This window comes from Pseudomonas syringae pv. cilantro, assembly GCF_001293775.1.
GTDB lineage: Bacteria > Pseudomonadota > Gammaproteobacteria > Pseudomonadales > Pseudomonadaceae > Aquipseudomonas > Aquipseudomonas syringae_P.
The window spans coordinates 16,589-37,688 of sequence record NZ_LGLN01000071.1 but is presented as its reverse complement, the minus strand read 5'-3'; the positions used below and the strand labels follow the sequence as shown (position 1 = coordinate 37,688).

13 protein-coding genes and 1 tRNA gene are annotated in these 21,100 nt (G+C 61.5%); 9 read left to right on the top strand and 5 right to left on the bottom strand.

All coding sequences use genetic code 11. The annotated features are described in order from the left end of the window. Position 1: 1 nt before the first annotated feature. From ABJ99_RS19065 to uvrB, 3 genes are all read right to left on the bottom strand, one after another. A tRNA-Ala gene (locus ABJ99_RS19065) sits at positions 2-77 on the bottom strand. Positions 78-226: 149 nt separating this feature from the next. After that, positions 227-1,708, bottom strand: coding sequence for a glutamate--tRNA ligase (gene gltX / locus ABJ99_RS19060; RefSeq protein WP_054087140.1), 1,482 nt, complete (start codon positions 1,706-1,708; stop codon positions 227-229). A 421-nt stretch (positions 1,709-2,129) separates the two neighbouring features. Beyond that, on the bottom strand, positions 2,130-4,145 hold the full coding sequence (gene uvrB, locus ABJ99_RS19055) for an excinuclease ABC subunit UvrB (RefSeq protein ID WP_054087139.1): 2,016 nt from the start codon (positions 4,143-4,145) through the stop codon (positions 2,130-2,132). Positions 4,146-4,523: 378 nt separating this feature from the next. Here uvrB and ABJ99_RS19050 point away from each other — a divergent pair, with 378 nt between their 5' ends. Then, complete coding sequence (locus ABJ99_RS19050; protein WP_054087138.1) at positions 4,524-5,720, top strand: amino acid aminotransferase; 1,197 nt, start codon at positions 4,524-4,526, stop codon at positions 5,718-5,720. A gap of 234 nt (positions 5,721-5,954) precedes the next feature. Beyond that, positions 5,955-6,269, top strand: coding sequence for a hypothetical protein (locus ABJ99_RS19045; protein WP_054087137.1), 315 nt, complete (start codon positions 5,955-5,957; stop codon positions 6,267-6,269). 47 nt (positions 6,270-6,316) lie between these two features. Here the strand turns inward: ABJ99_RS19045 and pvdQ are convergent, their stop codons facing one another. Beyond that, positions 6,317-8,653, bottom strand: a complete 2,337-nt coding sequence (gene pvdQ, locus ABJ99_RS19040) for a bifunctional acylase PvdQ (RefSeq protein ID WP_054087136.1) — start codon at positions 8,651-8,653, stop codon at positions 6,317-6,319. Between the two features lie 192 nt (positions 8,654-8,845). Between pvdQ and ABJ99_RS19035 the strand changes: the two genes are divergently transcribed. From ABJ99_RS19035 to ABJ99_RS19025, 3 genes are read left to right on the top strand one after another with little or no spacing between them, the layout of a single operon-like run. Next, complete coding sequence (locus tag ABJ99_RS19035) at positions 8,846-10,018, top strand: efflux RND transporter periplasmic adaptor subunit (protein ID WP_054087135.1); 1,173 nt, start codon at positions 8,846-8,848, stop codon at positions 10,016-10,018. Beyond that, positions 10,019-11,989: a MacB family efflux pump subunit gene (locus tag ABJ99_RS19030; protein ID WP_054087134.1), complete on the top strand. Its 1,971-nt coding sequence runs from the start codon at positions 10,019-10,021 to the stop codon at positions 11,987-11,989. It abuts the gene before it with no gap. Positions 11,990-11,996: 7 nt separating this feature from the next. After that, on the top strand, positions 11,997-13,385 hold the full coding sequence (locus ABJ99_RS19025) for an efflux transporter outer membrane subunit (RefSeq protein ID WP_054087133.1): 1,389 nt from the start codon (positions 11,997-11,999) through the stop codon (positions 13,383-13,385). A gap of 330 nt (positions 13,386-13,715) precedes the next feature. Here the strand turns inward: ABJ99_RS19025 and pvdP are convergent, their stop codons facing one another. Beyond that, entirely contained in the window at positions 13,716-15,350 is a 1,635-nt protein-coding gene (gene pvdP / locus ABJ99_RS19020) for a pyoverdine maturation tyrosinase PvdP (protein ID WP_054087132.1), read from the bottom strand. A 180-nt stretch (positions 15,351-15,530) separates the two neighbouring features. Here pvdP and pvdM point away from each other — a divergent pair, with 180 nt between their 5' ends. From pvdM to ABJ99_RS19000, 4 genes are all read left to right on the top strand, one after another. Beyond that, positions 15,531-16,925: a pyoverdine-tailoring dipeptidase-like protein PvdM gene (pvdM, locus tag ABJ99_RS19015; RefSeq protein WP_054087131.1), complete on the top strand. Its 1,395-nt coding sequence runs from the start codon at positions 15,531-15,533 to the stop codon at positions 16,923-16,925. Then, positions 16,918-18,201 (top strand): pyoverdine-tailoring periplasmic protein PvdN, encoded by a 1,284-nt coding sequence (pvdN, locus tag ABJ99_RS19010; protein ID WP_054087130.1) that lies wholly within the window; start codon positions 16,918-16,920, stop codon positions 18,199-18,201. Before pvdM ends, pvdN begins: the two co-directional genes overlap by 8 nt. Positions 18,202-18,249: 48 nt before the next feature. Then, a complete protein-coding gene (gene pvdO, locus ABJ99_RS19005; RefSeq protein WP_054087129.1) occupies positions 18,250-19,119 on the top strand; it encodes a dihydropyoverdine dehydrogenase in 870 nt (289 codons plus the stop codon). Positions 19,120-19,185: 66 nt separating this feature from the next. Beyond that, on the top strand, positions 19,186-20,850 hold the full coding sequence (locus ABJ99_RS19000) for a cyclic peptide export ABC transporter (RefSeq protein WP_054087128.1): 1,665 nt from the start codon (positions 19,186-19,188) through the stop codon (positions 20,848-20,850). Positions 20,851-21,100: the final 250 nt, after the last annotated feature.

Here is a 21,100-nt window from a genome sequence, read left to right as displayed (position 1 = left end):
TTGGTGGAGCTTAGCGGGATCGAACCGCTGACCTCCTGCATGCCATGCAGGCGCTCTCCCAGCTGAGCTAAAGCCCCACATCAGTGGACGGGGCGCATATTAAGCGTGAGCCGCTGACCTGTCAAATTTATTTTTTACAATTTCCAAAGTTTTTTGTCGGTAATACAACCACTTACCTTTCAACCCCCGGAAAACCGGGGGCGATTCAGACGTGCGGGCCTGTGCCTCAGGCAATGGCGCCCAACAGCTTTTCCCATTCCTTGTTTTCTTTCTTCGAGACGCCACCCAGCAAATCCAGCGCCTGACGCAGGCGGAAGCGGGTCAGGTCCGGCCCGAGGATTTCCATCGCGTCGGTCACCGAGACCGAGTTGGCCTGACCAGTGATCGCTGCAAACATGAGCGGCATGGCGTCACGCAGCTTGAGTTCAAGGTGCTCGACCACCGCCTGGATGCAGCCCATGATTCGCTCTTTCTCCCACTGACGCAGCGATTCGAGTTTCCACAGGATCAACTGCATGACCTGACGCACCTGATCGGGCGACAGTTTCTTGTGCTCGAACAGCTTCACATCAGGCGTAACACCGCCCGCGAAGAAGAAGCCCGCCAGCGGCGCGACCTGGCTGAAGGTCTCTACCCTGCCCTGCACATGCGGCGCGATCTTCATCATGTACTCGGGGTTCAGTGCCCAGGTCTGCAGACGCGAGGCAAATTCCTCGACCGGCAGTTCACGCAGCCACTGGCCGTTGAGCCAGGAGAGCTTCTCGATGTCGAAGATCGGCCCGCCCAGCGAGACGCGGGACAGGTCAAAGTTGTCGACCATTTCCTGCAACGAGAACTTCTCGCGCTCGTCCGGCATCGACCAGCCCATGCGGCCCAGGTAGTTGAGCATCGCTTCCGGCATGAAGCCCATGCGCTCGTAAAAGGTCACCGAGGTCGGGTTCTTGCGCTTGGACAGCTTGCTCTTGTCGGGGTTACGCAACAGCGGCATGTAGCACAACTGCGGTTTGTCCCAGCCGAAATATTCGTAGAGCAGGATCAGTTTCGGTGCCGATGGCAGCCATTCTTCGCCACGCAGCACGTGGGTGATGCCCATCAGGTGGTCATCGACCACGTTGGCCAGGAAGTAGGTCGGCAGCCCGTCGGTCTTCATCAGGACCTGCATATCCATGCGGTCCCACGGGATCTCGACTTCGCCACGCAGCATGTCCGGCACCACGCAGACGCCTTCGGTCGGTACCTTCATGCGGATGACGTGCGGCTCGCCAGCGTCCAGACGGCGCTGGACTTCTTCTTTGGAGAGCAACAAGGCACGACCGTCGTAACGCGGAGTTTCGCCTTTGGCCTGTTGCTCGGCACGCATCTCGTCGAGCTCTTCAGCGGTGCAGAAGCACGGGAAGGCATGGCCCAGTTCGACCAGTTGCTGTGCGTATTTCTGGTAGATATCGCCCCGCTCGCTCTGCCGGTACGGACCGTGTGGACCGCCGACGTCCGGACCTTCGCTCCATTCGATGCCCAGCCAGCGCAGCGCGTCGAAAATCTGCTGTTCGGACTCGCGGGTCGAGCGCAACTGATCGGTGTCTTCAATGCGCAGAATGAACTCGCCGCCGTGCTGTTTGGCAAAGCAGTAGTTGAACAGTGCGATGTAGGCCGTGCCGACGTGAGGGTCGCCTGTGGGCGATGGCGCGATGCGGGTACGAACGGTGGTCATGGAAAATCCCGAAATAGGTCGATCAAGCGCGGGATGTTAACAGGCGGGGGGGCTGCGGCTCCAGCGCGGGTGATGTGATCGCCTCCATAGAACGTCTTCGTGGACAAGTCCACTCCCACAAGTGTCCGCGATCTGCCGGAATGTAGGAGCGGACCGGGCGACGTCTTCGTGGACAAGTCCACAAGTGTCCGGAATCTGTAGGAGCGGACTTGTCCGCGAACTGCCGGGAACCGGCGGTAAAACCATTGCATATGTAGAAACGTCTTCGTGGACAAGTCCACTCCCACAAGTGTCCGCGATCTCCCACAGGTGCCCGCGATCTGCCGTGTGGGAGCGGATCGGGCGTCGCTTCGCTTGTCCGCGAACTGCCGGGAACCGGCAGCAAAACCGCAGAGCACTCAGCGTGATTATCACCAGCGGATCAAACCGCCAGCAACCGTTCCCGCAATTTGCCGATCTCGTCGCGCATCTGCGCGGCGGCTTCGAATTCCAGGTCGCGGGCCAGTTGGTACATCTTTTCTTCCAGTTGGCGAATGCGCTTGTTGATCTCACTCGGCGAGCGCAGTTCGTTTTCGTAGCGGGCGTTTTCTTCGGCGGCCTTGGCCATCCCTTTGCGCTTTTTGCTGCGCGAACCCGGCACGGTGGCGCCTTCCATGATGTCGGCCACGTCCTTGAACACGCCCTTGGGGGTGATGCCGTGTTCCAGGTTGAAAGCGATCTGTTTCTCGCGACGCCGCTCGGTCTCGCCGATGGCGCGCTCCATCGACCCGGTGATGCGGTCGGCATACAGAATCGCCCGGCCATTGAGGTTACGCGCTGCCCGGCCGATGGTCTGGATCAGCGAGCGGTCGGAACGCAGGAAGCCTTCCTTGTCGGCATCGAGAATCGCCACCAGCGACACTTCCGGCATGTCCAGGCCCTCGCGCAGCAGGTTGATGCCCACCAGCACGTCAAACGTACCCAGTCGCAAATCGCGAATGATCTCGACGCGCTCCACCGTATCGATATCCGAGTGCAGGTAACGCACCCGCACGCCATGGTCACTGAGGTAATCGGTCAAGTCCTCGGACATGCGCTTGGTCAGCGTGGTCACCAGAACCCGCTCTTCGAGCGCCGCGCGTTTGTGGATTTCCGACAACAGGTCATCGACCTGGGTCAGCGCCGGGCGGATTTCGATCTGCGGGTCGACCAGACCGGTCGGACGCACGACCTGCTCAACAACGCGCCCTGCGTGTTCCGCCTCGTAGTTGCCCGGCGTGGCCGAAACAAAAATGGTCTGCGGGCTGATCGCTTCCCACTCGTCGAAGCGCATGGGCCGGTTATCCAGCGCCGACGGCAGACGAAAACCATACTCGACCAGCGTTTCCTTGCGTGAACGGTCGCCTTTGTACATCGCGCCGACTTGCGGCACGCTGACGTGGGACTCGTCGATCACCAGCAAGGCATCGGCGGGCAGGTAGTCGAACAAGGTCGGCGGCGGCGCGCCGGACGGACGGCCCGACAGGTAGCGCGAGTAGTTTTCGATACCGTTGCAGTAGCCCAGCTCCAGCATCATTTCCAGATCGAAACGGGTGCGCTGTTCCAGACGCTGGGCTTCCACCAGCTTGTTCTGACTGCGCAGGTATTCCAGCCGCTCTTGCAGTTCGACCTTGATGTTTTCCATCGCTTCGACCAGCGTCTCGCGCGGCGTGACGTAGTGGCTTTTGGGATAGAAAGTAAAGCGCGGCAGCTTGCGGATCACCTCGCCGGTCAGCGGATCGAACGCCGACAGACTTTCGACTTCGTCGTCGAACAGCTCGATACGGATCGCTTCCAGATCGGATTCGGCAGGATAGATGTCGATCACGTCGCCACGCACCCGAAACGTCGCACGGGCAAAGTCCATGTCGTTACGGGTGTATTGCAGGTCCGCCAGACGGCGCAGCAAGGCACGCTGGTCGAGTTTGTCGCCACGGTCGACGTGCAGCACCATGCGCAGGTAGGTTTCCGGGCTGCCCAGACCATAGATGCACGACACGGTGGTGACGATAATCGCGTCCTTGCGTTCCAGCAGGGCCTTGGTCGCGGACAGGCGCATCTGTTCGATGTGATCGTTGATCGACGCATCCTTCTCGATGAAGGTGTCGGACGACGGCACATAGGCTTCGGGCTGGTAGTAGTCGTAGTAGGAAACGAAGTATTCCACGGCGTTGTTCGGGAAGAACGCCTTGAATTCGCCGTACAACTGCGCTGCGAGGGTCTTGTTCGGCGCCAGCACCAGGGTCGGTCGTTTGATCTGGGAAATGACGTTGGCGATGCTGAAGGTCTTGCCCGAGCCGGTTACACCCAGCAAGGTCTGGTGCGCGAGCCCCGCGTCGATCCCTTCGACCAGTTGGCGAATGGCCTCGGGCTGATCGCCGGCTGGCTCAAAACGGGTGACGAGCTGGAACTCGGACATAACTGACCTCTTGATTCATACCGGACTTGATTCGTACGCGACAGGATCGCGCAAAGGGCTCGCCTGCACCTGACTGGACAGGCCAAGACGAAATCATCGCCAACGCCCGATCCCGCAGGGAAAGTGCGTACGATGTTTTGAAATGATGCTTACTAGATGGAGCCATATGCTGGCCTTTCAAGTCACGCACCTAAAGCATTGAGGTTTGAACGGCACGAACGTTCTGCAAATATGCGCAAAAACCTGTAAAAAACCCGCCCCGCCCTGTCGCCCGACGAGGGGATGCTCTCTATACTAGCCCCTGCTTGCGCACCGCTGCGGCGCATCGAGCCGCAGCGTGTAGCCCCCTTCCCACTCTTCATCAAGAGCCGCCGCACAATGAGCCTGTTCTCCGCTGTCGAAATGGCACCCCGCGATCCGATCCTGGGTATCAACGAAGCCTTCAACGCCGCCCCCCGTACCACCAAGGTCAACCTTGGCGTGGGCGTCTACTGTGATGAAGACGGGCGCATTCCTCTGCTGCGTGCCGTGGCCGAAGCTGAAAAGATCCGTGTCGCCCAGCACGCGCCGCGCGGCTACCTGCCGATCGACGGCATTGCCGCCTACGACCAGGCCGTGCAAAAACTGCTGCTGGGTGCCGATTCACCGCTGATCGCCTCGGGCCGGGTGCTGACCACTCAATCGGTGGGCGGCACGGGTGCCTTGAAGATCGGTGCCGACTTCCTCAAGCAACTGCTGCCCAACGCAGTGGTAGCCATCAGCGACCCAAGCTGGGAAAACCACCGCGCGCTATTCGAGACCGCCGGTTTCCCGGTGCAGAACTATCGCTATTACGATGCCGCCACTCACGACGTCAACCGCGCCGGCATGCTCGAAGACCTGCAGAACCTGCCGAACAATTCGGTGGTCGTCCTGCACGCCTGCTGCCACAACCCGACCGGCGTCGATCTGAGCCTGGACGACTGGAAAAAGGTGCTGGAAGTGGTCAAGGCAAAGGGCCACGTACCGTTTCTGGACATGGCTTATCAGGGCTTTGGCCAAGGCATTCAGGAAGACGCCCTGGCGGTGCGCCTGTTTGCCGAATCGGGCCTGACCTTCTTTGCCTCAAGCTCGTTCTCCAAATCGCTGTCGCTGTACGGCGAGCGTGTCGGTGCGTTGTCGATCATTACCGAATCGAAAGAAGAAACCGCCCGCGTCCTGTCGCAGGTCAAGCGCGTGATCCGTACCAACTACTCCAACCCGCCGACCCACGGCGCGATCATCTCCGCTGCGGTGCTCAACGACCCGGCATTGCGCGCGATGTGGGAAGAAGAACTCGGCGAGATGCGCGTGCGCATCCAGGGCATGCGCAAAGCGATGGTCGAGCGCCTGGCCGATAACCCGGCCGGGCAGGATTTCAGCTTTGTCGGCCGTCAGTGCGGCATGTTCTCCTACTCCGGCCTGACCGCCGCACAGGCCCAGCGCCTGCGCAGCGAATTCGGCATCTACGCCCTGGACACCGGCCGTATCTGCGTGGCAGCGCTGAATCAGAAGAATATTGACGTGGTCTGCGACGCGATCAAGAAGGTGCTCTAACCGCGCTGCATGTATCTCTGGAGCGGACCGGGCGACGCTTCGCTTGTTCGCGAAGGCTATGTTCCCGTCAATGCATCTCATGCAACTGACGGCCACCTTCGCGAACATCGCCTCTCCAATAGCCTCACACGCCCCCCCATCGTCACCACCACTTAGCAACTGAATCGAACGATCTATAGCGCCACCCCTCGAAACCCTGTCAGACCCTTTTCTGAATCCGATATCGAGGTAGTCATGTCCATCGAACCGCAACGTCAAAAAGAACAGCCACCCGGCCAGCACACGCCAGCGGATCAAGGCCCGAACCGTAACGATCCGGCCATCGAGCGGCAGGTTTCGGATGAAGGGCCGGAGACTGAAAAAGGTGATGGCCATAATCCGGGGCAAACCCCTGCTCCCAGCCAAAGCCAGTCGCAAAGCCAAAGCCCGACATCCGACGACAGTGCCTATGTACCGGACCATGAAATTGAAGGCGAAAAAACCGAGGACCAGCGCAATCACCAGCAGACGCAGGGTATTGATGCCGATATCGACACTCAGGGCGGCTGAGCCGCAGAAAGCGCATTTGGGTCGTATGGCCCAAATGCGCTTGCGATTTATTCCTTGATCACCTGCACCTGATACGCCCGATCAGCTTTTATCTGCTGCTCGGTGAACGGCAGCGTACTCCATTGTTTTTTCGAGAACGCCTCTGTCTGGTCCCGGGAATGGGCGGACTGCGGGTTACTCGACTCGGAAAACGCCAGCAAACCCTGCGCCTTCGGGCCATGTTCATCGAATGTCACCACTTGCAGATAGCTGGTGCCGCTGACCACTTCGCGTTTGCCGTCTTTGCCAGCGACCGTCTGCATGGCGTTATAGATGCCCAGCCCGGCCGGCCCACCGTGAATCGGGATCGGTTTGCCGCTGATGCTGGAAACCTGAATATCGCCCCATCGGGTCTCGGCAGAGAGACCGGCCTTGGCCACCTCATCGACCGCCGCAAGCATGGCGGCGCGCAGCGCGGTGGCGACTTCCGGGTATTCAATGGCCAGCCCGCTGGGCGTATGGACCGGGTTCTGCGGGTCGAACGCCATGCGCCAGCGAGAGGCGACGGCCTGCATGGACGTCACGATGCGCTGGAAGTACACAAACCCGATGCCGCTGTTCAGGTCAGCACGCCCGTCCCAGGCTTTCAGGGCGGAGCACAACGGCGTCAGACGCGCTGCGTCGCTCCCCAAGTCCGAGGCGCAGAACTTGAGCAGGTCCGGCAGCACTTGCCCGGCGTGATACACCTCGTTGTCCATGACCATCGCTTGCAGGTTCTCGACGCTGACCTTGCCTGTCTTTTCCACGCCTGTTTTTTTAAAAGCCTCCAGCCGATCCAGTGCAAAACGCGCCCGCTGGCCCAGCGGCTGACCGTCCTGGCTGATCAGCGGCGAGAAGTCCTTCAGCGGCGCAGCCGGATTGACCATCCAGGCCGAGTCATTGGAGTGCTGCACGAAATCGGTGCGCAGCAGTTGCGGCTGGCGCGACGACGGGTAAATACCCGCTTGCGCCGCCTCGGGAGACACATCCCAGTTGCACTCACTGCGCGAGCCGTCGAGGACAATCAGTTCGGTGCCGATGCGCGGGTCACTGCACTTGGCGAGCTTCACGGCGTCAACGTTCGGCACCACCGAAATATTCATGTACAGCGCCTGCCCTTTGGCATCGACCGCCAACGTGTTGACCCACGGGATGCCCTGAATCCTGTGCACTGAATCCTGAAACGCCTTGAGGCTGTCAGCCTTGTCCATCGCATACCACTGCTGCAGCACGCGGTCGTTTTTCAGGTTGGCATCGCGCAGGCTGAAGGCGAACTTTTCATCCCAGTCCAGCTTGCCCGGCCACTGCACCACCGGGCCAAATTTCGATGAATAAATGATGCGTGGCACAGTCTTGAGGCTGCCGTCCGGCTGTTTCACCTCAACATTTACCTGCTGTTTGCCCATTGCAACTGATTTGCCGTCCAGCAGGTAACGGGTCGAATCCTTCGGGTCGAGCTGCAAACGGTGCAACGTGAAGTGCTTCGACGTGTCGACAGTATGACTCCAGGCCAGATGCTGGTTGAAGCCGATGTTGATCAACGGCAGGCCCGGTAAAGCGGCGCCCATGACGTCCAGCTTGCCGGGGATGGTCAGGTGCATCTGATAGAAGCGCATGCCGCCGCCCCACGGAAAGTGCGGATTGGCCAGCAGCATGCCGCGCCCGTTGGCGGACAAGTCACGGCCCACCGCCACTGCATTGCTGCCACGCTCCAGAGCAAAGCGCTCGTTGCGCGCGGCGGCCAGTTGCAGCGCCTGAGCCTGTTGACTATCTGTCTGCAACGGCTTTTGCGCCGAAGGCGGCTTGGCACCGGCAAAGGCTTCGGTGAACTGCCCGACACCACCTTCGATCAGCAGTCGGCGGGTCAGGCGCACCAGATCGTCAGTGCTGATCGGTCGCACCCACTCGGCCGCACAGGGTTGCGGCAGGCCTTGGGTGGTCTGCTCGGCCAGCGAACGGTTGTAACCGGCGACATAGCCCTGCATCAACTGGCGAATCTCGGGCGGCTGGGCTTTCCAGAAATCCGCCAGCGCCTCTGGCGTATTGAGCCACTGGAACAGCAGGTCGCTGGCCATGTTATTGCGCTGTTCAAGGGTCGCCTTGTCCGGCCCGAAATAACGAGAGCGCTCGCCGTTGACGGTGACGATTTCATTGGCCAGCAGGCACAGGTTGTCCTGCGCATAGGCGTAACCGATGCCGAACCCCAAGCCTCGTTCATCGGCGGCCACGATGTGCGGCACACCAAAACCGGTGCGCCGGATCTCGGCGCCAGCGGCCTTTTGTTCATTCGCAACCAGCGCCTGCGCAGGCAAAACTACAGCGAACGAAAGGCCTGCAAACAGAAAACAGGGCAATGCTCTGGACATAATCACGCTGACTCCACCTCGACAACACGACCCGAATTAGCCGCCCCCGTTAAACGAAGTACGGGAGCAGATTTTTAGTTGAATCGTACAGCCCGTGATCGGCGCTAAATTGTTGTCTGCATTCCTCGTCTAAAGGGCAGCTCTCGTGGCCGTCGCCTGTCGACCGGCTGACCTCCCAGCGCAGGAATCTGCATGAAACGCTCTCGATACCCTCGACGCGCCCTCCTCGTGGCGCTGTGTCTGTTTCCGGTCATTGCTGTATGTGCCTGGCAGATCCTGCCCGACGGCAAAGGCAATGTATCGACCGTAACAGTGACCCGCGGCACCATCGAAAACAGCGTGACCGCGCTAGGTACTCTGCAGCCGCGCAGTTACGTGGACGTTGGCTCGCAAGCCAGCGGGCAGATCATGAAGATCCACGCGCAGGTCGGCGATCAGGTCAAGGAAGGCGACTTGCTGGTGGAAATCGACCCGTCGACGCAAAAAGCCAAACTCGACGCTGCGCGTTACGCCATCGACAACCTCAAGGCCCAGCTCCAGGAGCAGCGTGCTCTGCACGAACTGGCCGAACAGAAGCAGCAGCGCCAGAAGCGCCTTGCCGCAGGCGGTGCCACGCGGGCCGAGGACGTACAGGCTGCGGAATCGGAATTTCGTGCCACCCAGGCACGAGTCGACATGTTCAAGGCGCAGATTCTCGAAGCACAGGCCGCGCTGCGCAGTGACGAAGCGGCGCTGGGTTACACGCGCATCTTTGCGCCCATGAGCGGCACCGTGGTCGCGCTGGACGCCCGCGAAGGCCAGACCCTCAATGCGCAACAACAGACCCCGTTGATTCTGCGCATCGCCCGGTTGTCACCGATGACCGTCTGGGCCGAAGTGTCGGAAGCCGACATCGGCCACGTCAAACCCGGCATGACCGCCTATTTCACCACGCTCAGTGGCGGCAACCGGCGCTGGAGCAGCACCGTGCGGCAGATTCTGCCGGTGCCGCCCAGACCGCTGGACCAGGCCAATCAGGGTGGCGGCAGCCCGAGCAGTTCGCGCAAAAGCGGCGGTGGCCGTGTGGTGCTCTACACGGTTTTACTGGACGTCGACAACAACGATCAGGCGCTGATGGCAGAAATGACCGCGCAGATCTTCTTCGTCGCCGGCAAAGCCGAAAATACCCTCACCGCCCCGCTCGCGGCCCTGCAAAACGGCGCGCAAGCCGATGTTCAGACCGCACAGGTGCTGGCCGCCAATGGCGAGGTACAGAAGCGCCAGGTACGCACCGGGATCAGCGACCGTCTGCGCGTGCAGGTTATCGACGGGCTCAGCGAAGGTGATCGCCTGCTGGTGCCCGCTCCCGTCGGCAGCGGAGGCTAAATGCACACGCCGCTGATCGACCTGCGGGGCATCCGCAAATCCTACGGCGGTGGTGACAGCCCGCGGGTCAACGTGCTGCGCGGCATCGACCTGTCGATCCATGCCGGTGAGTTCGTGGCGATTGTCGGCGCGTCCGGCTCCGGCAAATCGACGCTGATGAACATTCTCGGCTGCCTGGACCGTCCGACATCGGGCGACTACCTGTTTGCCGGGGAAAACGTTGCCGAACTGGGCAGCGACGAACTGGCCTGGCTGCGTCGCGAAGCGTTCGGTTTCGTGTTTCAGGGCTACCACCTGATCCCGTCCGGCTCGGCGCAGGAAAACGTCGAGATGCCAGCCATCTACGCCGGTACGCCCGCCACAGAGCGCCACGCACGGGCTGCTGCCCTGCTCGACCGCCTGGGCCTGGCGTCACGCACCGGCAACCGTCCACACCAGTTGTCCGGTGGCCAGCAGCAACGGGTGTCCATCGCCCGTGCCTTGATGAATGGCGGGCACATCATTCTTGCCGACGAACCCACCGGCGCGCTGGACAGCCACAGCGGTGCCGAGGTCATGACCCTGCTGGACGAACTCGCCAGCCAGGGGCACGTGGTGATCCTGATCACCCACGACCGGGAAGTCGCTGCGCGCGCCAATCGGGTCATCGAGATCAGCGACGGCCTGGTGATCAGCGATACCGCCCGCGATCTGTCCACGCCAAGTTCAGCCAACCCGGCCGCGTTGCAGGCCGTCGATCTGCGCAAGCGCCTGAGCGAAGGCAGCGGCAGTCGCGGGGCCTGGAAAGGCGAGCTGCTCGACGCCGTTCAGGCAGCCTGGCGGGTCATGTGGGTCAACCGTTTTCGTACTGCGCTGACGTTGTTGGGCATCGTCATCGGCGTCGCATCGGTGGTGGTCATGCTGGCGGTCGGCGAAGGCAGCAAGCGCCAGGTCATGGCGCAGATGTCCTCGTTCGGCTCCAACATCATTTATCTGAACGGCAAGGCACCCAATCCGCGCGCGCCCAAAGGTGTCATCACCCTGGAGGAAGTCGCCGCGCTGGGCGAGCTGCCCGAAGTCAAAATGATCATGCCGGTCAATGGCGGACAGGCCGGGGTACGCTTCGGCAATGTCGATCACTCCAGCTACGTCGGCGGCAACGACACGCACTTCCCGGCGATCTTTAACTGGCCGGTGGTGGAAGGCAGTTATTTCAGCGAGGCCGACGAGCAAAGCGCAGCCGCTGTGGCCGTGATTGGTTACAAAGTCCGGCAAAAGCTGTTCGGTGATCGCATTGACCCTATCGGTCAGTACATCCTCATCGAGAACGTGCCGTTTCAGGTGGTCGGCGTGCTCCAGGAAAAAGGCGCGACCTCGGGCGATCTGGACAGCGACAACCGCATCGCCATTCCGTATTCGTCGGCGAGCATCCGCCTGTTCGGCTCGCAAGACCCGGAGTACATCACCATCGCCACCCGCGACGCCAATAACGTCAAGCAGGCCGAAGCAGCGATTCGCAGCCTGCTGCAACGCCTGCACAACGGCAAACAGGATTATGAACTGACCAACAACGCCGCGATGATCCAGGCCGAAGCGCGCACCCAGAACACCCTGTCACTGATGCTTGGCTCGATTGCTGCCATCTCGCTGCTGGTCGGCGGCATCGGGGTGATGAACATCATGCTCATGACGGTGCGCGAACGCACCCGCGAAATCGGCATTCGCATGGCCACCGGGGCGCGGCAGCGCGACATTTTGCGCCAGTTCCTCACCGAAGCGGTGATGCTCTCGGTGGTCGGCGGGCTGGCCGGTATCGTGCTGGCGCTGGCGATGGGCGCGGCCTTGCTCGCGAGTAAGGTGGCGGTGGCCTTCACCCTGTCTGCGGTGATCGGCGCCTTTGCCTGCGCGCTGTTCACCGGCGTGATTTTCGGCTTCATGCCGGCCCGCAAAGCTGCCCGGCTTGACCCGGTAGCGGCCCTTACCAGTGAATGACCATTCGATGAAGCCATGCCTTTCCCTGCTGACCGTCTGCCTGTTGCTGAGCGCTTGCAATACGCCTGCTCCGCATCTGGACAGCGGCATCCAGCCACCCGCAAGCTGGGCATTTGCCGAACGCGCCGCCAGCCAGCGCAGCGATGCCCAATGGTGGCAACGCTTCGGCAGCCCGGAACTCAACCGTCTGATCGCCCAGGCCAGCCGCGACAGCCATGAAGTGGCTGCAGCGATGGCGCGGGTGCGTCAGGCCCAGGCAACCGCCATCATCGGTGGCGCGCCGTTGTTGCCGGAACTGGCCTTTGACCTGCGCGGGGAACGTAACAAATTCGTGCGCAACAGCGACCGCAAGGCCAACCCTTCGGACGACAATAACACCAACAACTTCACCAGCGACCTGACCGCCAGCTACGAAGTGGACTTCTGGGGTGGTATAGCGGCCGGACGCGACAGCGCGTTACAGGGCCTGCGCGCCAGCGAGTTCGATCAGGCGACCGTGGAACTGACCCTGCTCAGCAACATCGCCGACCGCTATGCGCAAACCCTGGCGGCGCGCGAGCAAGGGCGGATCGCCGGGCTCAACCTGGACAATGCGCAGCGCGTTCTGAGGCTGGTGCAGACCCGCTATGACTCGGGTTCGGCCACTGCGCTGGAGCTGGCGCAACAAAAGAATCTGGTCGCCACCCAGCAACGCGAACTGCCGCGCATCCAGCAACTGGCCAACGAACAGTTGATCATCCTTGCGGCGCTGCTCGGCCAGCCGGTGCAGCATCTCAAACTGAGCGATCAGGCCTTCGACACCTTGAACTGGCCGGACATCGGCGCAGGTGCGCCCAGCGACTTGCTGACCCGCCGCCCTGATCTGGCCAAGGCCGAAGCCGAACTGGCGGCCGCGCAGGCCAACGTTGCAGTGGCCCGCGCAGCGATGCTGCCGAAGCTGACGCTGAGTGCCAGGCTGGGCACCGAAGCGACCCGCGCCGAAGACTGGCTGCGTGCGCCGTTCAGCAGCCTGGCCGCCGGGCTAGTCGGCCCGATCTTCAACAATGGCCGCCTGAGCGCCGAACGCGACAAGGCCACGGCGCGCCAGCAAGAACTGCTGGAAACCTACCGCGGCGCGATCATCAACAGCTTCGCCGACGTCGAAAAAGCCCTGAACAGCATCAGCGGCCTGGACCAGCAACGCTACTGGCACGAAGAAGAGCTCAAACAGGCGCAAACCGCCTTCCGCATCGCCCAGAGCCGATATCAGGAAGGCGCCGAGGACCTGCTCACCGTACTGGAAACCCAGCGCACGCTGTACCTGGCGCAGGATGTCAGTGTGCAACTGCGGCTAGCGCGCCTGCAGGCGAGCATTGCGCTGTATAAAGCGCTGGGCGGGGGTTGGCAAGTGCGCTGAACGGGTCGTATGCATTGCTGCGCAGGTTGCGAAGCAGAGCGTCAAGAGCTGCATCCCCACGCCGTGGAGCGTGAGGAAAAAGAAGTGTCTGGAAAACACACACTACCCTGCCCATGCTCCGCGCTAAGCATTAAAAAAGTCCTGAAGCAATCAAAAAATGGGGCTTTTGTGGGAGCGGACTTGTCCGCGAAAGCGTAGGTATGCTCTCCTAAAATGCGCCGTTTGAACTACCGTCTTCGCGGACAAGTCCGCTCCCACAAAAAACCGATTTCTCGCCCGTCCGCTCCCACAAAAAAAACCGGTTTTTCGGGCATATCAGAACTTGTCCCGTCAAAACCACCTGTCCGGCAACAGATTCCTTGCATACCACGGTCTGCGCGGTACACGGCGTAACAGGTTGCTCAATTTGTCATCCGCCGCAAAGGTAATCCGTAACGCAAGCTTCATCACTTCCGGGTCCATTTCCATGGTTGTGCCTGCCGCCTGACCGGGCACGGTGCTGCAACCGTGGGTGTCCGGTCCCAGCCAGGGGTCGCTGACTTTCACCCAGCGGCCTGGCGCAAACCACGGCACGCCGTTGACTTCCAGGCGTTTCACTTCGCCCGGATGAAAGCGCTCATGGGCGCGGAACCAGTCCTCGATGCGGTCGTCGATCCAGCCATGGAACATCCAGAACACCGGGTTCACGTGCGATGAAAACGGGTCGGCGAGAAAGTCGTTTTCCGGCTCGAACCAGCGCTCGGCAAAATCATCCGAGCGGCGTGCCATCGGTACCGGCTGGCCATTGGCCGGGTCGCGGGCCACCGAGGCCCAGCGCATGTGCAGCCAGTCGTGCAGCTCCAGCTCGACCTGTGAACCAAATTGCCCCAACGTCAGTTTCGACAGAAATCGCGGATCGCGGTACTGCGATTCCCACACCTCAAAGTGCGTGTGGTAGGTCTCGTGGCTTTTGATGTCGCTGACCAGCTGCGTGTATTCCTCGTCGCCCTGCGCCAGCCAGTTGGGCGGCAAGGCGCAGCCGTCGTGATTGTCGAAGTAGCGGGCAAAGCCCAACCGGTCGCGTTCAAGCTCCGGCTGCGGCAACGGAAAGCGCGGCCACGACGGCAGGTCCTGAATCTTGCGGGCCTGAATCAGCATGTGCCGGTGCATGTAGAAAAAGTCTTCACCCGAACCGTTACGGTCCTTGTGCGGGCCACGGGCATCACGCTCTTTTTCGCGCGGCCCCGGCTGCCAACCGATGCCGCGCAGAGCATCGCGTTTATCCTCGGGCAGTTTGTGCCATTTGTCCCGAGACGCATGCCAGAGCTGGTGAAACAGGCGATGCTCCTTGGAAACCAGCCAGGCCAGAAATGGCGGACTCAAAGCCACCCGCTCCCGCGCTTCGGGGAAAACCTGTTTGATGGCGATCAGGCGGCTTTCCAGTTCCGGCAAAGCCAATGGCCGATCCAGTCGCTCGACACGCCCGCTCAGCGTGCCGCTGCCGGCATTGCCGAACGCGCCCCAGACTTCATCGAGGGTCAGGCTGAGTTCGTAATCAGGGGTGTCGCTGTGCGGATCATTACCAGCATGGCCGTCCATGACCCGCAGATACAGTTTTGCCGCGTTGGCCGGTTGCAGGTCGCCGATCACCCGGAAGCGTGGCATGCCCTCGCCGCGCAGTCGCTCGGTCGTGTCGATATAACCACGCAGGCCACGCCCACGCGGGGCAATGTCGAGAAACATTTCCAGGCCTTGCAGCGGCGCATCGGCCAGCCCGGCATCGCGGCCCTCGAAACGCAGGGTCCAGACCCCGCGCAGTTTGTCGGCCAGACGCTGAGTGGAGGTGTCCGCAGGCCCGGCCGTGGCCTCGCCCGGCGTCACAGGCTCCTCGACTCGGGCAAGTTCGCGGTGCGCGTAATAAGCAGCCGGAAGCGCCGCACCGGTCAGCGCCAACCCTGCCATGAACCCTCGTCGAGAAATCGTCATTGCCTACCTGTTCCAACCCGAGACCGCCGTTATCCAAGCTAGAACGTAAAACCGGCAGACAAATTTAGCTCAACGCCTGCCCACAGCACGTTGCGCTAAATTTTTCGCCCATCCGCTCGTTCTCCACCAGATAGCAACGGCCCTTGCGGGCTGCGCCACGGTTAATCAAACGAGACGGAAATGACAAGACCGCGTTGGAAAAAGGCTCTCTTAATCGGCCTGCCGCTGGCTCTGGCCATCAGTGCAGGCGCGGGTTTTCTGGCCTGGAATTACGGCTTGCCCGCCGGTTACCCGGTGAAGATCATGAAACAGGCCGACGACCTGCAAGAGCGGATCATTTCCTTCGACAGCCACATCACCGTGCCGATGAAATTCGGCAGCGAGGGCAACGAGGCCGACAAGGACGGTTCGGGGCAGTTCGACCTGGTGAAAACCGCCCGCGGCAGGCTCTCCGGCGCGGCACTGACGGTATTCGGCTGGCCGGAGATCTGGAACGGCGACAACGCCCCGCATCGTCCGACCCCTGGCTTTGTTGACGAAGCGCGTCATCAGCAGGAAGTGCGTTACAAAATCATCACCGGCATGGTTCGCGACTTCCCCAATCAGGTCGGCATCGCCTACACCCCGGACGACATGCGCCGCCTGCACGGCGAGGGCAAGTTTGCGATCTTCATCAGCATGCTCAACGCCTACCCGCTGGGCGACGACCTGAACCTGCTGGACCACTGGACCGCGCGCGGCATGCGCATGTTCGGTTTCAGCTACGTGGGCAATAACAGCTGGGCCGACTCTTCGCGGCCCCTGCCCTTCCTCAACGACACGCCCGACGCGCTGGGCGGCCTGTCGGAGATCGGCAAGCAGGCTGTGCAGCGTCTCAACGACCTGGGTGTGATCATCGACGTGTCGCAGATGTCCAGCAAAGCGCTGCAACAGGTCAGCGAGCTGAGCCGCACGCCGATGGTCGCCTCGCACTCGGCGCCGCGCGCGCTGGTGGACATCCCGCGCAACCTCAGTGACGAGGAAATGCAGCTCATCAAGCAAAGCGGCGGCGTGGTGCAGATCGTGGCATTCCCGGCGTATTTGAAGCCGCTGACCCAGAAAACCCAAGACAAGCTCAACGCCCTGCGCAAGGATTTTGACCTGCCGCCATTGCCGAACCTGGCGATGGCGCTGATGCCGGGCGATCCGATCATCACCGTCTGGCCCGAGCAGCGTTTCGGTGCCTACGCCAGCAAGCTGTACGCGATTCTGGAGGAAGAACCCAAGGCCACGGTCAAGGATTTTGTCGACGCCATCGATTACACGGTCAGGAAGATCGGTATCGACCACGTCGGCATCAGTTCCGACTTCAACGATGGCGGCGGCGTGAAAGGCTTCAACGATGTCAGCGAGGTTCGCAATGTGACCGCCGAGCTGATCGAACGCGGTTACGCCGAAGCCGACATCACCAAACTCTGGGGCGGCAATTTCCTGCGCGTCTGGGACCAGGTTCAGGCTTCGGCGCGTCCTGATGCGAAACAAACGGACCTCTCGAACGCCGCTACCCCAACATCAGGCGAAACCGCTCATGACTGACCGCAGAACCTTTCTCAAACAGGCCGGCTTACTCGCTGCAGCCCTGCCACTGGGCTCCAGCCTGGCAACAGCAGCCGAACCAATAACAGCGCCCGAGCCAATAGCCACAGACAAATGGACACGCCTGAAACAGCTGTTCAATCAGGACCCGGACTACATCCACTTTTCCAACTTCCTGGTCACTTCGCACCCCAAACCGGTGCGCGACGCCATCGAGCAACATCGTGCGCACATCGACCGCAATCCCGGTCTGGCCATGGACTGGGACCTGCAGGAAACCGAGCGCCGCGAGCATGAGGTTCGGGTCTGGGCAGGCAAGTACCTGAATGCCCAACCCGGCCAGATCGCCCTGACCGGCAGCACCACCGAAGGGCTGGCAATCATCTACGGCGGCCTTCACGTACGCCCGGATCAGGAGATCCTGACCACCGAGCACGAACACTCCTGCACCCGCGATATCCTCAAGTTCCGCCAGCAACGCGACGGTACGCAGGTGCGCAAGATTCGCCTGTTCAAGGACCCGGCCACTGTTTCGGCAGACGAGATTATCGGTTCCATCGCCCGCAGCATTCAGCCGAAGACGCGGGTGCTGGGCATGACCTGGGTGCAGTCGGGCAGCGGTGTGAAGCTGCCGATTGAGGCCATTGGTGATCTGGTCGAAGAACACAACCGCAACCGCGACGACAAGGATCGCATCCTGTACGTGGTCGATGGCGTGCACGGCTTTGGCGTAGAGAACCTGGATTTTCCGGAGATGAAGTGCGACTTCTACGTCGCGGGCACGCACAAGTGGATGTTTGGCCCGCGCGGCACCGGCATCGTTTGCGCCCGCTCGGAGCAGGTCAAAGAGCTCACCCCGCTGATTCCGACGTTCTCGGAAACGACCAACTTCGGCACGATCATGACGCCCGGCGGCTATCACTCGTTCGAGCATCGCTGGGCGCTGAACGAGGCGTTCAAGCTGCACCTGCAACTGGGCAAGGCCGAGGTGCAGTCGCGCATTCACGAGCTCAACAGCTACCTCAAGCAACGTCTTCATGCACAGCCGAATGTCGAGCTAGTAACGCCGATGGACCCTGCGCTGTCGGCGGGTTTCAGTTTCTTCCGGCTCAAGGGCCAGGAAAGTGACGAGGTGGCCGCGTGGCTGATGAAGCAACGCATGGTGGTCGATGCGGTGAGTCGCGATGTCGGCCCGGTGGTACGCACCGCGCCGGGACTGCTGAACAACGAGGCCGAAATCGACCGTTTCATGGCCCTGCTCAGCCAGCGCGCCTGACGCCCACGCACTGAATCACCTGATTTCCGTTTTCCATCGAGACCCGTCATGAAAAAAACACTGCTGTCCCTTTCCGCCGTGCTCGGCCTGTTGCTCTGCGACACCGCCCTCGCCGCCGCGCCTGAAAACGCGTCCACGCCGCCTGGTAAGACATTCAAGGACTGCAAGGATTGCCCGGAAATGGTCGTGTTGCCTGCGGGTACCTTCACCATGGGTGCGCCGGAGGAAGAAATGGGCCGCCAGCCGGACGAGGGCCCGCTGCATGACGTGACCTTCGCCAAGCCGTTCGCCATCAGCCGCTTTCAGGTATTGGCTGGCGAATGGGACGCCTATATCAAAAGCTCCGGTTACAAAATGCCGGACGGCGACACCCGTCCGGGCCGCGAGTGCAAGGCCGGCAAGCCACGCTACCCGCTGACCGCGCGCCAGCCTGCGGTGTGCATGGACTGGAACGAGGCCAAGGCCTACGTCGAATGGCTGTCGAAGAAGACCGGCAAGTCCTACCACATGGTCAGCGAAGCCCAGCGGGAATACGCGGCACGCGGCGGCAGCAAAGGCTCGTTCCCGTTCCCGATGGACGAAGGCAAGCCCTACAGCGTCGCCAAACACGCCAACACCTACGGCCCGGAAGGCGGTTTCAGCTACACCGCGCCCGCTGGCAGCTACAGCCCCAACGCTTTCGGCATCTATGACGCCCACGGCAACGTCTACGAATGGACCGCCGATTGCGAGACCAGCAACTACAACGGCGCGCCCACCGACGGCAGCGCGTGGCTGGCCGGCGATTGCACCTGGAAGATGATTCGCGGCAATGACTGGACCGAAGCACCGATCTTCTCCCGCTCCGGCAACCGCAACAGCCGCCAGCCCGACGTACGTGGCGACTGGCTGGGCTTTCGGGTCGCTCGCGACCTGTAAACGGACTTCACGCGCGCACCCTGCGATTGATGCAAGCCGCACTCACGGACACTGATGAGACACACCATGACCCGCAAAACTGAAAGCCTCGCCCGGGAAACCCTGAGGATCCTCAAGCCGTTCTGGTGGTTGGTGGCGTTGTCGACTGTGCTGGGCATTGTCAGTGGCCTGAGCGTCACCGGCCTGCTGGCCACCATCAACAATGCGCTGAACATGCCCGGCGGCCCCAACGCCTATACCGCATGGCTGTTTGCCGGGCTGTGCGTGCTGACCCTGGCCTGCTCGACGCTGTCTAACCTGTCGACCAACTATGTCGGCCAGCGCGTGGTTGCCAACCTGCGTCGCGAGCTGGCCGCCAAAGTGCTGGTCGCGCCCATCGAGCAACTGGAGCGCTATCGCTCGCACCGTTTGATCCCGGTACTGCTCAACGACGTCAACACCATCAGCACTTTCGCCCTGTCGGTCGCGCCGATGGTGATTTCGTTCACTGTCACCCTGGGTTGCCTGGCCTACCTGGCGCTGTTGTCGTGGCAGATTCTGACCCTGACCGTACTCACTGTAGTGCTCGGCACCGGCGCGCAGTACCTGGCTCATGCGTTCGGCATGCGCAGCATTCTGGCCGCGCGCAACAGTGAAGACGAACTGCAGAAGCACTATCAGGCGCTGTCCGCAGGTGCCAAGGAACTGCGTATTCAGCGCAAACGCCGTCAACACATGCTCGACGAGAAGATTCACGGTGCCACCGAAAACATCTGCCGCTCGAACATCCGCGCTGCCAACATCTTCGTCAGCGCCGAAACCTTCGGCTCGATGCTGTTCTTTGCCGTGATCGGCATGGCCATCGCCTTCCAGGCCATGTGGCCGAGCACCGAGAAAACCGTGCTGGGCGGCTTCGTGCTGGTGATGCTGTACATGAAAGGCCCGCTGGAAAGGCTGATTAACGCCCTGCCCGGCATCAGCCGCGCGCAGATTGCCATGCGCCGCATCGCCGAGCTGTCGTGGAAGTTCTCCAGCCCCGAACCGCATCTGCTGGTCAGCGACCGCCCTAATTCACTGGCCAATATGCAGACCCTGGAACTGCACAACCTGCGCTACGACTACCCGCCGGTCGAAGGCAGCGACGCTTTTCACCTCGGCCCGGTCGACTTGAGCATCAAACAGGGCGACATCGTGTTCATTGTCGGCGAGAACGGCTGTGGCAAGACCACGCTGATCAAGCTGCTGCTGGGCCTGTACAAGCCGCAACAGGGCGAAATCCGCCTGAATGGCCAGGCTGTGATCCCGGAAAATCTCGACGATTACCGCCAGTTGTTCACCACGATATTCGCCGATTACTACCTGTTCGATGAGCCACTGCAAGGTCAGGCCGCGCTGCCAGACGATGCCGGCAAATACCTGGAGCGTCTGGACATCGCGCACAAGGTCAGTATCAAGGACGGCGTGTTTACCACCACCGACCTGTCCACCGGTCAGCGCAAGCGTCTGGCGCTGATCAATGCGTGGCTGGACGAGCGTCAGGTGCTGGTCTTCGACGAATGGGCCGCCGACCAGGACCCGGCGTTCCGTCGGGTGTTCTACACCGAACTGCTGCCGGAACTGAAGCAGCAGGGCAAGACCATCATCGTCATCTCCCACGACGACCGCTACTTCTACATAGCCGATCAACTGGTGCGCATGCAGGCGGGCCAGATTGACGTCGAGCAGGTGCAGAGCCAGGCCGCGCAAGCCTGAATCTTCGACACTGAAACGCCCCGCCCGGCCTGTCCGCGGGCGGGGCGTTTCAGTGTCCGGGGAATTTACGCGCGGCCAGAAAGGATAGCCAAGAGCCATCTTTTTTCGGGTTTTGTGAAAAATCCATTAAATAATCGTTAATCGCTTTCGTTCTCATTAACAGCGAACTGCGTGCACAGCCATTTCCCCGCGCGGCGCTTTATAAAAAAGTTGCGCTTGCCTGCCCGGTCGACGGCTGAACCCGACTGCG

Coding starts and splice junctions, on each gene's coding strand:
- gltX (WP_054087140.1), bottom strand. CDS start 1,708: ATGACCACCGTTCGTACCCGCATCGCGCCATCGCCCACAGGCGACCCT.
- uvrB (WP_054087139.1), bottom strand. CDS start 4,145: ATGTCCGAGTTCCAGCTCGTCACCCGTTTTGAGCCAGCCGGCGATCAG.
- ABJ99_RS19050 (WP_054087138.1), top strand. CDS start 4,524: ATGAGCCTGTTCTCCGCTGTCGAAATGGCACCCCGCGATCCGATCCTG.
- ABJ99_RS19045 (WP_054087137.1), top strand. CDS start 5,955: ATGTCCATCGAACCGCAACGTCAAAAAGAACAGCCACCCGGCCAGCAC.
- pvdQ (WP_054087136.1), bottom strand. CDS start 8,653: ATGTCCAGAGCATTGCCCTGTTTTCTGTTTGCAGGCCTTTCGTTCGCT.
- ABJ99_RS19035 (WP_054087135.1), top strand. CDS start 8,846: ATGAAACGCTCTCGATACCCTCGACGCGCCCTCCTCGTGGCGCTGTGT.
- ABJ99_RS19030 (WP_054087134.1), top strand. CDS start 10,019: ATGCACACGCCGCTGATCGACCTGCGGGGCATCCGCAAATCCTACGGC.
- ABJ99_RS19025 (WP_054087133.1), top strand. CDS start 11,997: ATGAAGCCATGCCTTTCCCTGCTGACCGTCTGCCTGTTGCTGAGCGCT.
- pvdP (WP_054087132.1), bottom strand. CDS start 15,350: ATGACGATTTCTCGACGAGGGTTCATGGCAGGGTTGGCGCTGACCGGT.
- pvdM (WP_054087131.1), top strand. CDS start 15,531: ATGACAAGACCGCGTTGGAAAAAGGCTCTCTTAATCGGCCTGCCGCTG.
- pvdN (WP_054087130.1), top strand. CDS start 16,918: ATGACTGACCGCAGAACCTTTCTCAAACAGGCCGGCTTACTCGCTGCA.
- pvdO (WP_054087129.1), top strand. CDS start 18,250: ATGAAAAAAACACTGCTGTCCCTTTCCGCCGTGCTCGGCCTGTTGCTC.
- ABJ99_RS19000 (WP_054087128.1), top strand. CDS start 19,186: ATGACCCGCAAAACTGAAAGCCTCGCCCGGGAAACCCTGAGGATCCTC.